A 14,586-nucleotide genomic window follows, 5' to 3' on the forward strand; every position below is an offset into this window, starting at 1 on the left:
GAGAAGACATATTTCCGATCCTCGATCGCGGATCGAAACTACGCCCTTTTCGCTTTAATATTTAGCAGATCAACTCGACCAAATATCCGTCCGGATCCTTGAAATAAATCGAACGAACCAAACCGTGATCCACGATCTCCGAAACCTCCGCTCCTTGGCGCGATAATTCCTCGGCGGCTCGATCGAAGGAATCCGAGTCCACTCGAAACGCGATATGATCGAGAAGATGTCTCGAGACCGATTCCTCGCCCGTTCTTGAGTCAGATATCACTAGATGAATATTATCTAATTTTAATGTTTTTATCGAACTCGAATCCTCTTCCTCCAATTTCATTCCGAAAAGATTTCTATAAAAAGAGATACTCGCTTTCGGATCTTCGGAAGAGATTCCGATCGAATCTCTGTATTTCAGACTGAACATTTCATTCTTCCTTATTTTCTCTCGCTTCCAATCTGCGGTGAACTCTTTTTTTCCAGCGTCTTCCTCTTCCTCTAAATCCGCCTCCTCTGTGCCAACCGAATCCCGGTTTGATGAGAAGATGGGACAGCAAGAGCAAACCGCAAGCCTGCCAATAATCGATCGTCGTTAATCCGAAGATCGCGGGCATAAGCCAGTTCCAGAGTTGCCAAACCAAAGAGCCGATTCCGAAGATGATGATCGGGATAAAAAGAAGTTTTCCGAAGAAGAACCCTCTTCTATGATGATGTTTTCTACATTCATGTTTCATAATGTGTTTTACCTCTAAAAATTTTCGAGAAATACGGATTTAAGATCTTTGAGTCTTCGGTTTAAAAATTCCTTCGCGTATGTTTTGCGCGCGGAAAGGGTTCCTTCGGGAATTCCGGTTTGGGAAGAAATCTCCTGAAACGTTTTTCCTTGGAAAGAATTTTCAACGAACGCGAATTTCTGATCGGCCGGAAGTTCTTCGATCGCAAGAGCCAATTCCTCCAAAAGAACGGATCGATAGAATTCTTTTTCGGGATTCGGTGCCGCATCGGGTAGAAAAGAATCGAGTTCGAATTCTTCGCCTAACGCGGAAAGGCGATACTGATTCGTCTTTCGTTTCCGATACCAATCCTTTACCTTGTTTCGCAAAACCGAATACGTGTATGCGATCATGTTTTCGATTTCTCCGGCCGCGTTCATTTCACCGAGAGCGGAAACGAAGGATTCCTGTAGAATGTCCTCCGCTTCCTCCGGATCGGCGACGCGATATCGGATCCAAGCGAGAATCTTTCTTCTCTCCCTTCGATAGAATTGTTCCAATGAAGCCAAAGTTCTTTTTTTATTCCTCGAGGTTTAAGTCGTTTGAGAGGAAAAATCCCTGGAATTTTTTTCCGGGATTTTGATTTTTTTTCAAGATTTTAAAGGAAGATACGTGGGAGTTCCTACAAAGATTTAAAGAAAAATTGGAATTGCATAAAACGCGATTTTTTGATAGAGAAAATTTTTGGAAATTTTTCCCGCCGCCTCTCCACCTCCACCCAATTCAGGGTGGGGTCGAGCTTTTCACAGAAGATCGTTTGTCGGAAAAAGAAAATGCCGATTGAATACCGATTCTAAAGAACCGGCATTTCCGAAAGTCCCTGACGAACGCTAAGCAAGGGAGAATAACCCAGATCTTTTTTTGCGTTGTCGATTTTGATCGTACAATCGCGGGACATGATGCTCGCGCTGAATCGTGTTAAAGGCGGTTCGTTTTTGATTCCGAAAAGTTTCCAAACTCCTTCTATGATTCTCGCTAAAAAACGGGCGAGCCAACCGGGAACGGAACGATTCGGTGCGATCACCTTTTGTGTTGCGAGAAGCGATCCGAGAAAATTACGAAAATTGAATATTTCATCGTCCGTAACGAAGTAAGCCTTTCCGCCTTGTCCCTTCGTCAACGCCAATTCTATGGAATGAACCAAGTTATAGATATGAGTCGTATTCGTTAACGCTTTGCCTCCGTCGATCCAAGAAAAATTTCCATCCGCGATCATCTTCAACAGAACGGGAAGAACCGTTTTATCTCCGGGGCCCCAGATCAAACGAGGACGGATCGACAACGTTTGCATTTGGGGAGAATTGGCCTTCAACACAAGCTTTTCGGCTTCAGCCTTTGTCTTGGAATATGGAAACGGAGAATTCTTCGGATATGGATACGATTCGTCTATGTCGATCATCGGTTGTCCGTAAAATAAGGCCGCTTCGGTTCCGATGAAGATAAATCGTTTAACGCCCGCTATTCGAGCGGCTTCGAGAAGTTGCGCGGTTCCTTCTACGTTGATTTTCCAAAAATCTTGAAACGGTCCCCATTGTTCCACATACGCCGCGCCGTGAACGATTACGTCGATTCCCTTTAAAAGATTCGGATCTACGGAATTGAGTTCGGAACGAACCGGTTCTCCTCCCGCTTTGGAAATTACGGAATCGGTTTTTTCGGATCGGGACATCGCCTTAACGTTGTGTTTTTTGGATAGAATTCGGGTGGCCGCTTCTCCGACAAAGCCGGACGCGCCGGTGATAAAAATGTTCATTTTCCATTCTCCTTTTTGGTTTTTGGGGTTTTTCAGGTTTCGGTGAACTAGATAGATCGTTCTACCAAAATATTTACCAAAGTGACTCAGAGTCAATTCTTAATTTTAAATTTATCTTAGGGTCTTAGCTCCTGGTTCGACTCCCCCTCCGTCGGGTGTCGGCCCTTTTTTCCCGCCTAAGCCGGGATCAAAACGCTCAGAATCCCTTCCAACTGGGTTCGGACCGCTTCCAGGGGTTCTATGCTTCTATGGGCGCGACAAAGCACCAACGCGCCTTCCACGGCGGCCAATAGTAGAATCGAGACCGGTTCGACTCGGCTTTCCTCCATTCCCGATTTTTGCAAGAGTGTGCTCAGCAAATTCTGCCATTTGAGGTACGTGACCGAACAGACTTTTTGAATTCGGTCGTTGTCGGCCGCGACTTCCAGTACTACGGTTGCGATTGGACAACCTTTTTGAAAACCGGACGCGATCAGTTCTTGTGCGAGGTGATTGGTGAATTCTTGAAGCGCCCCGTAAAGATGAGGATGATTTTCCACGGCGGCTTGGATTTGTTTTTCGAGTCGTTCTCCGGCATTTTGTATGGCGGCCGCGGTTAATTCTTCCTTTCCGTCCGGGAAATGATGATAGAGGGAACCGCTTGGAGTTTCACTTAACTTAAGAATATCCTTCAGTCCGGTTCCGTGATACCCTTTCTCTTGGAGAAGACGGCCGGTCGTCTGTATCAATCGTTCTCTGGAGCTGAGTTGTTCCATATCATCCACGATGAGCTTTCGTCGTTTTTTCTGTCAAGGGGAGTTCCGCGTGTGAATTATGTTTGTTCATTCGTTTGTCCGTTTGTCCGTTTGTTTAGAATCTTTGTTTGCTTTTTTTGTTTCTTGGTTTCTTTGTTCGTTTGTTTGCGAGCATTCGCGCGTGCTTGTGATTGCTCGTGTAGCCAGTCTGTTCGCTTACTCGCGTGCGTGCTTTTGCTTGTCTTGTCGGTTTAATTCTTTTTTGTCGGATGAATCTGCTTCAATCGGTTTTAAAAATCGAACCAGTCTCGGGGGTCTAAGACGTAAAAGAGATTCGTCGGGTCGCATTCTAATCGTCGGGTGATTTTGTTGTTTAAGAGGTCGAGGTGGAGGATGTATTTGTAATCCCTGTGGAATGTAGGACCTCCTTCATTCATAGTTCTCACGATAGAATCTCCAACCCCTACCTCATCCAACCACAAAAGATAATTGAACAAAAAACAACGCGAAACCCCATGCACTTGGGCCAAGGTCCCCAAAAAGGCCCAACTTCCCGTGCTCAGACGAACATTCATCCGCACCATGTTCCCCCGACCGACACTCGGTTGATAAGAAGTTTTACCCGCTCTCTTACCCAAGCGTTTCGTGGACGTTAAATACTTTCCATATACCCGAAGAAGATGAGGAATTCTCTTCGGTAACGTTTTACGATCCTTTTCGTTATAGCGCGACAATGTATGTTTCGAAATCAGAAGAGTCACCACTTCGTTTTGCGGTTCTTGAAGCCTACAACTCAGTTCCTGATCAAAATTCAACGATAAGATTCCCATACCGAAAACGGTTCCGAAACTCTTCTTCAAAAGAATATAAAAGAATTCTAAATTAAAAAAAGTGAAACTATTTCTAAAAAAATTCTACCGACAACGCTCCGTCTCCTATTGCTGACAACGACCGAACAGAACCCAGCCCAGCCGGACCAAATTACGCCGCACCCGACTGCACGACCCTTCGCCGAAAACGCGGTACACGACATGCGACCGCCCGACAGACTACAAATCAAGAATTCTTCCGACTAATATTCTCCCTCATCCACCGAGCAATCGTTTTAGAATTATCATCCGACAACTCCTCCAGTTTTGAAGCGACCCGAGTCTGAAGTTCCACGGATTTATTCTGACTCAATTTGAATTTTCCTTCCAACCGAGTGACTTCGATTTGAAACGCAACCAACCCTCTGATCGTATTTTTAAAGTAAGAATTTTCAAAGTCCAACTTCCAATCCGGAGAAGGTTCGGTTTCATAAGAAGCGACAAGCTGGGCGATTCTTTCCATAGATTGAACGTCGTCCAAAAAACTCAGATGGCCGGACGCATGCACGGCCGCGTAATTCCAGGTCGGAACGGAATTCGGTTCGCCGGTCCAAGTCGGAGAAACATAACAATGCGCTCCCGAAAAAACGACCAAGACCGGTCCGTTGATTTTTTTCCAATGTTCGTTGGGACGCGCGAAATGTCCGAAAAGAAAAAGTTTTCCGGACTCGTTCTTTTCCGGATGAAAAACGAGATGACTCGCTTCGGGAAAAACATCCGAAGCCGACGCAAGAATTCCAAAAGGATTTTCTTGAATAAAGGAGATCAGTTTATTTTCGTCCGCTTCTTCGAACGCTTTTGGAACATACATAAATTTAAAACTCCTATATGCAGAATTTTGAATTGAACAAACGGAATTAAACGTTTATGGCAATCGGCGCCTTGGCGGCGCCGATTCAAATCCTTTTTTTAAACCGAATTCGATCGGATCATAAAACGATAAGGACCCGTTTCCCAAAATCAAGCAAATCTTCGAAAAGAAAATTTCTTGTACGAAAACGGAGAATTTGAGAAAAAAGGACTTTCAGAAGGTTCGATCCGAAAACTTTCAGGGTCTAATGAGCGATCTGCAAGAAACTCTTCGGAGTCCCTCTTGAATACGATGAAACGGATGAGAAAAATTCTGTTTCCCATCTACAATCGATAATACGGAATCTTACTCTTACGGTATTGAATGGAATTTGAATTCAGCACTCTTATTTTATCCGGACTGATCATACTCAGCATCGGACTTTTACGAATCTCTTCCAAGTTCGGAGTTCCTTCTCTTCTTCTCTTTCTTATGATTGGAATGGCCGCGGGTTCTGACGGCCCCGGAGGAATCGAATTCGACAACGCTCTTTTGGCGAGACAAGTCGGTTCGATCGCTCTCGCTTATATCCTTTTCTCGGGCGGATTGGAAACCGAATGGCAAAAGATCAAACCGGTTCTTTGGAAAGGAATCATTCTCGGGAACTTAGGCGTTTTAATCACTTGGGCCGCGATGGGACTTTTTTCCGTATATGTTCTCGGATTTTCTCCGATTATCGGATTCTTATTGGGCGCGGTCGTTTCTTCGACCGATGCGGCCGCGGTTTTTAACGTACTCAGAACCAGAAATACGGGGATGAAAAAGGGACTGACATCCCTTCTCGAACTCGAATCGGGAAGCAACGACCCGTTGGCGGTTCTTTTGACGGTGAGTATTCTCAGCTTATTAGGACCGACGCCGCCCCAACCCGGAGAACTCGCGCTTCATATCTTTATGCAATTCTCCATCGGAAGCGCGGCGGGGGCCGTGTTCGGATATCTGATCTTCAAAGGGCTCAATCGAATCAAACTCGAATACGAGGGATTGTATCCCGTATTGATTTCCGCTTCGGTTTTGTTCGTTTACTCCGCGACCGAGTTGATCGGAGGAAACCCGTTCTTGGCGGTTTATATCGCGGGACTCGTTTTAGGAAATCAATCCTTCGTCCACAAACGAAGTAATCTCAGATTCTTGGACGGGATCGCATGGTTGATGCAGATCATCATGTTCTTAACGTTAGGCTTGCTTGTATTCCCGAGCAGAATTCCTCCTCTTTTCGGAACCGGAATTTTGTTTTCCCTCTTTCTCGTATTCTTTGCAAGACCGATCGCCGTTTTCATTTCGCTTTTCCGATCGGGTTATAATATTAGAGAAAAGTTATTGGTCTCTTGGATCGGACTCAGAGGAGCAGCGCCGATCATTCTCGCGACGTTTCCGTTCGCGCAAGGAGTGGAAGGCTCGGACAAAATCTTTCACTTGGTATTTTTTACGGTTCTCATCTCGCTTCTTTTTCAAGGAACGAGCGTACCGCAAGTTGTTCGTTGGCTCGGGTTGGACGCGCCTCTCGAACAAAGAGCTTCGTATCCGTTCGAATTCGAAAACCGAGAACAAAGCGATTCCAATCTTCTCGAGTTCATTGTTCCGTACGGATCGACCTCGGTCGGAAAGTTCGTGTATTCTTTGAACTTCCCGGAGAATTCCCTCATCACGCTCATTTATCGCGGGGACGGACATATCGTTCCAACAGGAAAAACTAAATTAGAAGAAGGTGATGTTCTTTTGATTCTGACTCCGAAAGGAAGTGAAGACAAGATCCGGGAAATTCTATCCAAGATGGAAACCCCCGCTTAAAAAAATTTGCGGCCGCGGCGGGCGGTTCCTTCGTTTTTTACTTTTCCAAAAATTCTTTTAAAATCTTCAAAGAATGATCCCAACCCGTATCCGAATGTTCGTAAGAAGTCTGAGTCGGAAAATTCTCCTGAGTCAATAAAAGACGCGTTGTAGTTCCCACACCTCCGCTTTGATTTGGTTCCGCGCTCAACTCGAACGTAATGATGGAATAATTTTCGGGAACGTCCGGGATGCCCGAAAAATTGCTCCAATAATCGTATTGAAATACTTTTTCCTTTTCGAACCTACGAATCGTTCCATGATCCTCGTATTCTTTCCCTTCCCAAACACCGGTAAAAAGGATCGGAGTTCCGACCTTCCATTCTGAAATCGCCTTCGTTCCGTACAGATATAACTTGATGATTTCGGGATCCACGAGCCCGTTCCAAACCTTTGCGATCGGCGCTTGAATGGAAATTTCCTTTTTGAGCATTAACTTTTGATTCATTTCCCGTTCTCCAAAACGAAAACCTTCGTAATACTTTTATAACACGAATCGCAAAACTTGGATTGTAAAAACGCGACTTCCGATCGAATTCTAAATCTTTGAAGAATCCGGAAAAGAAATTGAATCGATTCTCCGATCCCGAAAACGATCAAAAAGAAATTTCCGTTTTGGAAAACGAACTCGGAGGTCTCGGAGGGAGCGGAGAAATGCTCGTCGAGGCCGCGCAAAAAGCGGATGCGCAATCGATCCGATCTGCGTTCGCTACGGTTCTTCTGATTTTATTTACGAAAATTGCCTACAAGCTTTACAAAGTTTAGAATTTGGAAGAGACATAATTCTCCTCTGCCAACGCCTTCGAAAAAGCCGATTTTTTCTTTTCCTTCCTAGCGGATTTGATTGACAGATCGGTGTTTTGAGGCTCATGTTACCAATAGGTCACATGTTAGAAGAAGAATTGAGTCCGGTCTTCAAAGCCCTTTCCGACGAAAGTCGGAGGAGAATTCTGGACATCGTTAAAAACAAACCCGGTATTTCGGTGGGAGAACTGACTGACTTTTTCGAGTTCAGTCGTTTTGCGGTGATGAAACACCTCAAGGTTCTCTCCGAGGCGAATCTTCTGAATATAGAAAAAAAGGGAAAGTTTCGAAGCATTCATCTCAACGCGATTCCGATCCAGATGATCTACGATCGTTGGATCTCGCAATACAGCAAACACTGGGCGACTTCTCTGACGAGACTCAAATATCAAATCGAAGGAGAAAGTAGAATGGAAGAGTTAAGACAAATCTATACTTTGTATATCAAGACCAACGTCGATAAACTTTGGGAAGCGTTGATCCAAGCCGACATCACACCGGAATGGTTCGACGGAATGAAGGTTCAATTCGAACCCAAGGCGGGTGCGAAGTTGACGTATGACATCAAAACTCCGGACGGAAATCAATTGTCGGTCGTCGAAGGAAACGTATTGGAATTTAATCCTAAGAAAAAACTCGTTTATACCTTCCGACTTTCCGCAGAACCGAAAGCGACTTCCGATCGTGAATCCAGAGTTACTTACGAACTCGATCCGGTCGGACCGGACTCTGTAAAACTCACAGTAACACACGACGACTTCGACGGTAAAACGCATACGTTCTTCGGAGTTTCTCAAGGATGGCCGAGACATCTCAGCAACCTGAAAACATATCTTGAAACCGGAAAAGGTATGAACCTGCCTCCGATGCATTGATATACATTGATTCGAACGTTAAGAAGGAACCACCAAATTTGCGTTTTCCTTTGAAACGCCGATCGTTGCGACCGAACCGGAATTGAATTTGAGATAATCGGATTCGATTCCGTCGCTGAAAATCACACCGCCCGAAGGCATCAACGATTCTACCGTCAGCGGAAATTCGTCATTTAAAACTCCCGCGGTGATTCCGATCTGAGTTCTTACGCTTTGAAACGGTTCGCGAACCGCAAACAAAAGTTGATCGTCTTTGAGAGCCGGACGTTTTAACGTTAATTCTTTTTCGAAAACTCCCGCAACTCCATAAGCCATATTGAATATAGAACTGAGCCAGCCCGTGCTCCCCGCCGGTGTGGAAACGATGATTCCGCTCGAGGATTGTTCCTCCATGGTTTCGTTGTAGGAAATTTTATATCTCGCCGAAGTATGCGAAGACGGGCCGATAAACAGATCGTTGAACGCGAGAAGTTTTTGTCCGTCGTTCAACTGCGCCTCGGCGAACCGAACCGTCTTGGAGGAATATTTTCCGTTCATCACGTTTTCAACCGCATGAACGAAACTTTCACGATCGAAAGGAAGAAGAACCCCGTCGTATCGTTCCCGATCGGGATTGACCGCGATGATAGGAACTCCTTTGGAATACTTGGCGGTGTTGGCGACCAAACCGTCCTGACCAATCGTAACGATCACGTTCTTATTCGAGAATAAAAACGAAGGAACGTAGATCCTTTCCACGATCTTGTATTTGATTCTTTTCGAAATTCTTTTCTGAACCAGATCCAACGACTCGTGAAAAATCTCGTGTTCGAGTTCGTATTCTTCGAACTTTCCGCCGAGTCTTTCTATATAAAAACGCGCCTGTTGTTTGGTGTTGAATCGTTCGATCAACGTTTCCAAACGCGTCTTATTCTTTACGATGATCGCGTATTCGACGCTCATTTTTTGGAATCTTTCTTTTCCTGAAGAAGATTTTCCAGAAGTTCGGGGCTGATGTTTAAGTTGCCGATCTTTTCGGCGTTCTCCGCGAGTTGTCTGAACGCGAGAGCGATGTTGAACTTAGGATCCGGATTGTTGTTCAAGGCGACTAACGTTCTCCAGTCGATGTCTCGGAAAGGTTTTAACGTCGTTTCGGTGACAAATCCTTGCGCTTCCGCTTCCTTTCTTTGGTTCGAGGTTTTCATCTCGATGAATTTTTTCTTTTGTTCCTCGACGACGATATCCGCTTGAACCTGCATTTCCCTGAGTTTTCTTTTGTTGTCCGCTTCGAGAATTTTGGCTTCCATCTGCTTTTCGGAAATTTGTTTTTTCTTTTCTTCCACCGCGATCTCGGTGTTCAACTCGCTTTCCTTGATTTTTCTTTCCTGCTCGACCGCGAAATTTCTTCTTTCGTAAATCGCTTGGTCCGCTTCTTGTTGGAGTTTTTCCCGCGTTTCGGTTTCCAAGGCTCTTTCCATTTCCGGATTGGGGCGGATGGCGAGAATGTTTACGTTTAGAATTTCGATTCCCAAAGTCGAAATCGCGGGCGAAGATTGAAGCCCCTGAAGAATTTGGGTTTCGATCGTCTTCGCGGAACGAATCGAATCCTTCAAACCGATTCCGTGGATAAAGGAAGAAGTGGAAGTCTGAGCGTAGTTGATGATTCTTTGATTCAGTTTTTCGATTTCATTCTTCTTATACGTTCCGCTTGAATCCACGGTAAAATCCAAAAGTTCGGAAAGAGCCTTGGGATTGGAAATCTTATACGTGATCTGACCTTGGATCGAAACCGTTTGATAGTCGTTCGTGGATTCGTTGAAGATAAAAGGCAAGTCGTTACTACCGAGAGGAATCGCCGCGATCGAACTCGTCGGGGCGAAGTAGAAAAAAGAAAGCCCTCTTCCTTCTTTGGAGACTTTTCCGTTTTTATAAAGAATTACGTGAGTCATGGAATCGAATTGGATGTAGTTCATTCCGAACATGATTTTGTTTCCCCCGCATTTTGGTTTTGTTACAGTTTCGATTTAGAACAACCGAGTTTTTCAGAAACGGTTTCTCCGATCAAATCATTTTGTAAAAGAAAGTTCGGTTTAAATTCTTAGCGTTCGATTTTACGATTCGTTCGTTCCTACTTGTAATCTGATTTTTATAAGTTAAGAAATAATTTCCTTTGGAAACCGATTCGTTTTTCGAATTATGAATTGACTTTTCCGAAATTCCTCCCAAAACTTCTTCCACTCTTTAAGGAGAATACGCAAATGTTTCGAATCATCTCAAAACTCTTTCTCGTTCTTCTGGTGTTCGGTTTCGTTTCAACCGCATACGCGCAGATCGGCCAAATCAATCCTTCTTCCATTAGCGGAAAGTATAGGGTTGCGGGAACCAATCCGGACGGTTCGTCCTACGGCGGAAGCGTTACGATCACACAATCCAACGGAGAATATCTTTTCACCTGGACCGTAGCCGGACAAACGTTTACGGGAACCGGAACCTTGGACGGAACCACCTTAACCGTGGATTGGGGACAAGCCGACCCGGTCATCTACGAAGTGAAAAACGGAGGCAGGCTTTTGGAAGGAACCTGGGCGGGTGGAAGCGCCACGGAGACATTGAGGAAATAAGAATATTCTTATATACTAAAGTCGCGGAACGATCGGTTTTTTCGGTCGATTCCGCGATACGCGATATCGAAGATTACCTCGCTCCTATTCTTTTCTTTTCCGTTTTCGTTGCCATCTTGATTAGTTTTGTTTCAAAACTTTAAAAACTCTCAGAACCATAAACGATTTTTTAGGAATCCATTCTTACCAAAAGAATTTGATTTTATTCTCCACTTTAAGAAGCTCAATGTCTATGGGCAAAGAATTCAAAACCAAAGATCCGAACTTTAAGGATCGAATCCAAGAAATTTTTCATAAGGCGAACTTCATCAATCTTTTGGAAATCGGAATCGATTCGGTCGAACCGGGCAAACTCCGTTCTTCCTTGGAAGTAAAAGACAAACATCTGCAACAAAACGGTTATGTTCACGCGGGCGTCATTTCCACGTTAGCCGATCATACTGCGGGCGGCGCGGCGGGAACTCTTATCGGTGAAAAGCAAGTCGTTTTGACCTTGGAATTTAAGATCAATCTTTTGCGGACCGGAATCGGAAATCGCCTTCGTTGTGAGGCTGAAGTTTTTTATCACGGTGCGACCGTGATCGTCGTCAATTCCGACGTTTATGCGCTTCATAAAAATCGGGAAAAACATATCGCGAAAGCGACCGTTACGTTAGCGGTTGTGGGCAGTCAATACAGCGGGAGTTGATTTGTTTTTGTGGTAGTTCCTGCAAATTACGTCGCATTGTTCGATCTGGGTCGTCCCAGGATCTTCTGCACAGCTCGAATTCGTATGAGTTCCTACATTTTAAAAAACTTCGAGACAAACCTCGGTTTTTGTTATTTCACTCCTCCTCGTCATCGTCTTCTTCCAATAAATAGGTAACTTCTTCCCAATCTAAAGAATCGCATTCAATCACCTCATCTCCGTCAGGAGAATCTCCAATCGTCGCCAAAAAATTGTCGAGCGTCCTCGTCAAAAGATAAACTCCGGAATGATAACCGTCTCCTTCTTTTCCTTCTCCCAACGATCCGGCCAACGCCTCTTCTTCGAACCAACCGACGCTACACTCCGGAGTATCGATCTTAACTACGAAGAAAAAAGATTGATCGGCGTGAAAGAGAGGAATGAATTTTTTCGCGTTCGTCCATTCTCCTCGAGGTCCGACAACCGCGTCGTCCAAACAATGATCGCTCATTGCCTCCCAAGAAGGAACGGCGGAACTCAATTGAAAGGAGCCGTCCGGACCCAAAGGAGTTTTTATAAACCGGGTGTAACCGTTTTCAAACTTTTCGAATTCACCGTCTTTCCAAAACTCCCGGAGACGTTGGGGAACTTTTTGTCCGAAGACTTTTTCATGACGATCCAAGAACCTCAGTGCAAGTTCGATTTTTTCGTTTGTATTCATGGAAATAAATTTATCACGAGAAACGAAATCGTCTTTGCATCGGATAATTTGGAAAATAATTTACAATCTCGATTCTTAAATGAACATAATTTCGCGGACGATCCGAAAATCACGCCTTACATCGAATGACAAAATCGATCTCAGCCGCGCCGCGCATCCAAGATAAAGAACATTCGAATATTGAAATGTTTAGAAGTGATCGTTTGTGGTTTGTTGGGATCGGAAATAGTTTGAAATTATTTCGAATGAGTTGGGATCGATCGTTTTGTCGATTTCCAATTCGACCGAAAATTCTCCGCTTAGAAAAACCAAGCGGAGAATCTAACAATCGTTATGCGGGAATCGCTTGTTTCGAAGCTCTTTCCAATTTGATCAAATTGGCGCTCGCGGTTGCGACGCTGTCCAAGTTGTAGGCTTGTGCAATCGACTTGCGTTTTTCCAGTTCTTTGCCGTTCAAGACTTTGAAAGATCTTTCCAAAAGCATTCCGCAAAGAAAACGAGCCGCAATTTCCACGACTTCAAAGGCCAAAGAATCTTTTACGCTTCCGTCATGGATCGATTTGAAAAGTCCTACGCTTGTATCGAGATCGTTCCAAACTTTTTTGAGATCTTCCGAAGCGGAGAATTTGGACAATTCTCCCTCGGCGTATTGTCTCAGTTGTCCTGTCGGCGACATTCCCGAAACCACGCCGCCGATCGCCGCGACCACTTGCAGTTGGGTGGTTCCTTCGTAGATCGTCGTGATTCTACTGTCTCTGTAAATTCTTGCGACGTCGTAGTCTTCGGTATAACCGCTTCCTCCGTGAATCTGCAAGGCGTCCGATGCGATCGAAACACATCCTTCCGAAGCGTAGTATTTGCTCAGAGGAGTAAAAAGATCCGCGAGTTTTTCCCAACGGCGAATGGACTCGTCTTGGTTCACGTCCCTTTCGGATTTTCCTTCCACCTTGACCGCGTGTTCTTTCGGCCAGTGATAAAGATCGATCGCCTTTCCGGTTTCGGCGATCAAAACGCGGGTCGCAAGAATTTCCCGTTCCATTCGATCGAGAATTTTTCGGACTGCTGGAATCTGTTCGATCGGTTTTCCGAATTGAATTCTTTCCGAAGCGTATTTTTTTCCTTCGTAATAAGCCGCGGTCGCGATTCCTAATGACTGAGTTGCGATCGTAAGTCTTGCGGCGTTCATCATTCCCATGGAATACTTTACGAGACCGTATCCGGTTTTACCGATCAATTCTCCCGGAGAATTTTCGAATACGACTTCGCAAGTAGGAGAACAATGAAGTCCCATCTTGTGTTCGACTCCGGCGACATGTACGTCGCTTCCTTTTACGAGAAAGAAGGAAAGTCCTCTCGCTCCGCTTTCGGGCGATCCGGTTCTCGCTAACGTAAGAATCACGGAAGGAGCGTTGACGTAACCGCAAGCGTGTGTGATAAAACGTTTTGCTCCGTTGATTCTCCATTGTCCGTTCGCGTCCTGAGTCGCTCTGGTTTGAACGTTCGGAAGATCCGATCCGTAGTTCGGTTCGGTCAACGCCATCGCCGCGCTGTATTTTCCGGCGGAAATATCGGGAAGCCATTTCTCGCACATTTCGGGAGAAGCGAATCGTTCCATAATCTCGACGATGTTGATGTTCCCGTAAGCGAGACAAAAAGCAGCATCGGCTCTCGCGGCGATCTCGCACATAAAGGATTGAACGGTTGCGGGCAAACCCATTCCGCCGTATTTTCTACTGATCGAAATCGGCATCAACCCGGCGTCTCGGAGCGTATTGTAACAATCTTCTTGCGCTTTCGGAAACGTCACCTTTCCGTTCTCGTACTTGAGTCCGATCTGATCCATTTCTTTACTGCGGGGAGCGACGAATTCTCCCATAATTTCGCCTAAGGATTCCAATACGGACTTATAGTATTCCTTGGCTTCTTCCACGTTGGAAGGAGCGTATGCTAATCTTTCGTTTCCGGACTTTTTATATTCTTCCGCATCCTCGAATTTATGTTCGTATGCGCGGACAATTTCTTCCCAATCGATCAACTCGTCGAAGACGAGTTTGATATCCTCATTGTCCTGAAAGTAATTACTGATAATCATGGGGATTCTTACCTCTCAACTATG

General features: G+C 45.0%; 17 protein-coding genes. 5 read left to right on the plus strand and 12 right to left on the minus strand.

Going from position 1 to position 14,586, the window contains the following annotated elements:
- Positions 1-61: 61 nt before the first annotated feature.
- From LEP1GSC052_RS14925 to LEP1GSC052_RS14955, 7 genes are all read right to left on the minus strand, one after another.
- Complete coding sequence (locus LEP1GSC052_RS14925) at positions 62-421, minus strand: VOC family protein (RefSeq protein WP_010573453.1); 360 nt, start codon at positions 419-421, stop codon at positions 62-64.
- A gap of 1 nt (position 422) precedes the next feature.
- Positions 423-728, minus strand: a complete 306-nt coding sequence (locus LEP1GSC052_RS14930) for a hypothetical protein (protein ID WP_010573452.1) — start codon at positions 726-728, stop codon at positions 423-425.
- A gap of 14 nt (positions 729-742) precedes the next feature.
- Complete coding sequence (locus tag LEP1GSC052_RS14935; RefSeq protein ID WP_020986383.1) at positions 743-1,276, minus strand: RNA polymerase sigma factor; 534 nt, start codon at positions 1,274-1,276, stop codon at positions 743-745.
- 284 nt (positions 1,277-1,560) lie between these two features.
- Positions 1,561-2,520 (minus strand): NAD-dependent epimerase/dehydratase family protein, encoded by a 960-nt coding sequence (locus LEP1GSC052_RS14940; protein ID WP_010573450.1) that lies wholly within the window; start codon positions 2,518-2,520, stop codon positions 1,561-1,563.
- 176 nt (positions 2,521-2,696) lie between these two features.
- Entirely contained in the window at positions 2,697-3,275 is a 579-nt protein-coding gene (locus LEP1GSC052_RS14945) for a TetR/AcrR family transcriptional regulator (RefSeq protein ID WP_010573449.1), read from the minus strand.
- A 269-nt stretch (positions 3,276-3,544) separates the two neighbouring features.
- Entirely contained in the window at positions 3,545-4,084 is a 540-nt protein-coding gene (locus LEP1GSC052_RS14950; RefSeq protein WP_040913617.1) for a DUF1564 domain-containing protein, read from the minus strand.
- Between the two features lie 226 nt (positions 4,085-4,310).
- On the minus strand, positions 4,311-4,934 hold the full coding sequence (locus LEP1GSC052_RS14955) for an FMN-binding negative transcriptional regulator (RefSeq protein WP_010573447.1): 624 nt from the start codon (positions 4,932-4,934) through the stop codon (positions 4,311-4,313).
- Positions 4,935-5,297: 363 nt separating this feature from the next.
- Here LEP1GSC052_RS14955 and LEP1GSC052_RS14960 point away from each other — a divergent pair, with 363 nt between their 5' ends.
- Entirely contained in the window at positions 5,298-6,764 is a 1,467-nt protein-coding gene (locus LEP1GSC052_RS14960; protein ID WP_010573446.1) for a potassium/proton antiporter, read from the plus strand.
- 37 nt (positions 6,765-6,801) lie between these two features.
- On the opposite strand, the gene LEP1GSC052_RS14965 is transcribed toward LEP1GSC052_RS14960, so the two are convergent.
- Positions 6,802-7,251, minus strand: a complete 450-nt coding sequence (locus LEP1GSC052_RS14965; RefSeq protein ID WP_010573445.1) for an SRPBCC family protein — start codon at positions 7,249-7,251, stop codon at positions 6,802-6,804.
- Between the two features lie 119 nt (positions 7,252-7,370).
- On the opposite strand from LEP1GSC052_RS14965, the gene LEP1GSC052_RS14970 reads away from it, so the two are divergent.
- Together LEP1GSC052_RS14970 and LEP1GSC052_RS14975 are read left to right on the plus strand one after the other, a co-directional pair.
- A complete protein-coding gene (locus LEP1GSC052_RS14970) occupies positions 7,371-7,568 on the plus strand; it encodes a hypothetical protein (RefSeq protein WP_010573444.1) in 198 nt (65 codons plus the stop codon).
- A gap of 122 nt (positions 7,569-7,690) precedes the next feature.
- A complete protein-coding gene (locus tag LEP1GSC052_RS14975) occupies positions 7,691-8,482 on the plus strand; it encodes an ArsR/SmtB family transcription factor (RefSeq protein WP_010573443.1) in 792 nt (263 codons plus the stop codon).
- Between the two features lie 18 nt (positions 8,483-8,500).
- Here the strand turns inward: LEP1GSC052_RS14975 and LEP1GSC052_RS14980 are convergent, their stop codons facing one another.
- Complete coding sequence (locus LEP1GSC052_RS14980; RefSeq protein WP_010573442.1) at positions 8,501-9,424, minus strand: NAD(+)/NADH kinase; 924 nt, start codon at positions 9,422-9,424, stop codon at positions 8,501-8,503.
- On the minus strand, positions 9,421-10,443 hold the full coding sequence (locus LEP1GSC052_RS14985; RefSeq protein WP_010573441.1) for an SPFH domain-containing protein: 1,023 nt from the start codon (positions 10,441-10,443) through the stop codon (positions 9,421-9,423). Before LEP1GSC052_RS14985 ends, LEP1GSC052_RS14980 begins: the two co-directional genes overlap by 4 nt.
- Positions 10,444-10,719: 276 nt before the next feature.
- Between LEP1GSC052_RS14985 and lfb1 the strand changes: the two genes are divergently transcribed.
- Together lfb1 and LEP1GSC052_RS14995 are read left to right on the plus strand one after the other, a co-directional pair.
- On the plus strand, positions 10,720-11,082 hold the full coding sequence (gene lfb1, locus LEP1GSC052_RS14990) for an LIC10280 family protein (protein ID WP_010573440.1): 363 nt from the start codon (positions 10,720-10,722) through the stop codon (positions 11,080-11,082).
- Positions 11,083-11,308: 226 nt separating this feature from the next.
- Positions 11,309-11,770: a PaaI family thioesterase gene (locus tag LEP1GSC052_RS14995; RefSeq protein WP_240630995.1), complete on the plus strand. Its 462-nt coding sequence runs from the start codon at positions 11,309-11,311 to the stop codon at positions 11,768-11,770.
- Positions 11,771-11,906: 136 nt separating this feature from the next.
- Here LEP1GSC052_RS14995 and LEP1GSC052_RS15000 read toward each other — a convergent pair whose 3' ends face one another.
- Together LEP1GSC052_RS15000 and LEP1GSC052_RS15010 are read right to left on the minus strand one after the other, a co-directional pair.
- On the minus strand, positions 11,907-12,470 hold the full coding sequence (locus tag LEP1GSC052_RS15000; protein ID WP_156892127.1) for a hypothetical protein: 564 nt from the start codon (positions 12,468-12,470) through the stop codon (positions 11,907-11,909).
- A 331-nt stretch (positions 12,471-12,801) separates the two neighbouring features.
- A complete protein-coding gene (locus tag LEP1GSC052_RS15010; protein WP_010573437.1) occupies positions 12,802-14,562 on the minus strand; it encodes an acyl-CoA dehydrogenase family protein in 1,761 nt (586 codons plus the stop codon).
- Positions 14,563-14,586: the final 24 nt, after the last annotated feature.

Source organism: Leptospira kmetyi serovar Malaysia str. Bejo-Iso9 (assembly GCF_000243735.2).
Taxonomy (GTDB): Bacteria; Spirochaetota; Leptospiria; order Leptospirales; family Leptospiraceae; genus Leptospira; species Leptospira kmetyi.

Coding starts and splice junctions, on each gene's coding strand:
- LEP1GSC052_RS14925 (WP_010573453.1), bottom strand. CDS start 421: ATGTTCAGTCTGAAATACAGAGATTCGATCGGAATCTCTTCCGAAGAT.
- LEP1GSC052_RS14930 (WP_010573452.1), bottom strand. CDS start 728: ATGAAACATGAATGTAGAAAACATCATCATAGAAGAGGGTTCTTCTTC.
- LEP1GSC052_RS14940 (WP_010573450.1), bottom strand. CDS start 2,520: ATGAACATTTTTATCACCGGCGCGTCCGGCTTTGTCGGAGAAGCGGCC.
- LEP1GSC052_RS14945 (WP_010573449.1), bottom strand. CDS start 3,275: ATGGAACAACTCAGCTCCAGAGAACGATTGATACAGACGACCGGCCGT.
- LEP1GSC052_RS14950 (WP_040913617.1), bottom strand. CDS start 4,084: ATGGGAATCTTATCGTTGAATTTTGATCAGGAACTGAGTTGTAGGCTT.
- LEP1GSC052_RS14955 (WP_010573447.1), bottom strand. CDS start 4,934: ATGTATGTTCCAAAAGCGTTCGAAGAAGCGGACGAAAATAAACTGATC.
- LEP1GSC052_RS14960 (WP_010573446.1), top strand. CDS start 5,298: ATGGAATTTGAATTCAGCACTCTTATTTTATCCGGACTGATCATACTC.
- LEP1GSC052_RS14965 (WP_010573445.1), bottom strand. CDS start 7,251: ATGAATCAAAAGTTAATGCTCAAAAAGGAAATTTCCATTCAAGCGCCG.
- LEP1GSC052_RS14975 (WP_010573443.1), top strand. CDS start 7,691: ATGTTAGAAGAAGAATTGAGTCCGGTCTTCAAAGCCCTTTCCGACGAA.
- LEP1GSC052_RS14980 (WP_010573442.1), bottom strand. CDS start 9,424: ATGAGCGTCGAATACGCGATCATCGTAAAGAATAAGACGCGTTTGGAA.
- LEP1GSC052_RS14985 (WP_010573441.1), bottom strand. CDS start 10,443: ATGTTCGGAATGAACTACATCCAATTCGATTCCATGACTCACGTAATT.
- lfb1 (WP_010573440.1), top strand. CDS start 10,720: ATGTTTCGAATCATCTCAAAACTCTTTCTCGTTCTTCTGGTGTTCGGT.
- LEP1GSC052_RS14995 (WP_240630995.1), top strand. CDS start 11,309: ATGTCTATGGGCAAAGAATTCAAAACCAAAGATCCGAACTTTAAGGAT.
- LEP1GSC052_RS15000 (WP_156892127.1), bottom strand. CDS start 12,470: ATGAATACAAACGAAAAAATCGAACTTGCACTGAGGTTCTTGGATCGT.
- LEP1GSC052_RS15010 (WP_010573437.1), bottom strand. CDS start 14,562: ATGATTATCAGTAATTACTTTCAGGACAATGAGGATATCAAACTCGTC.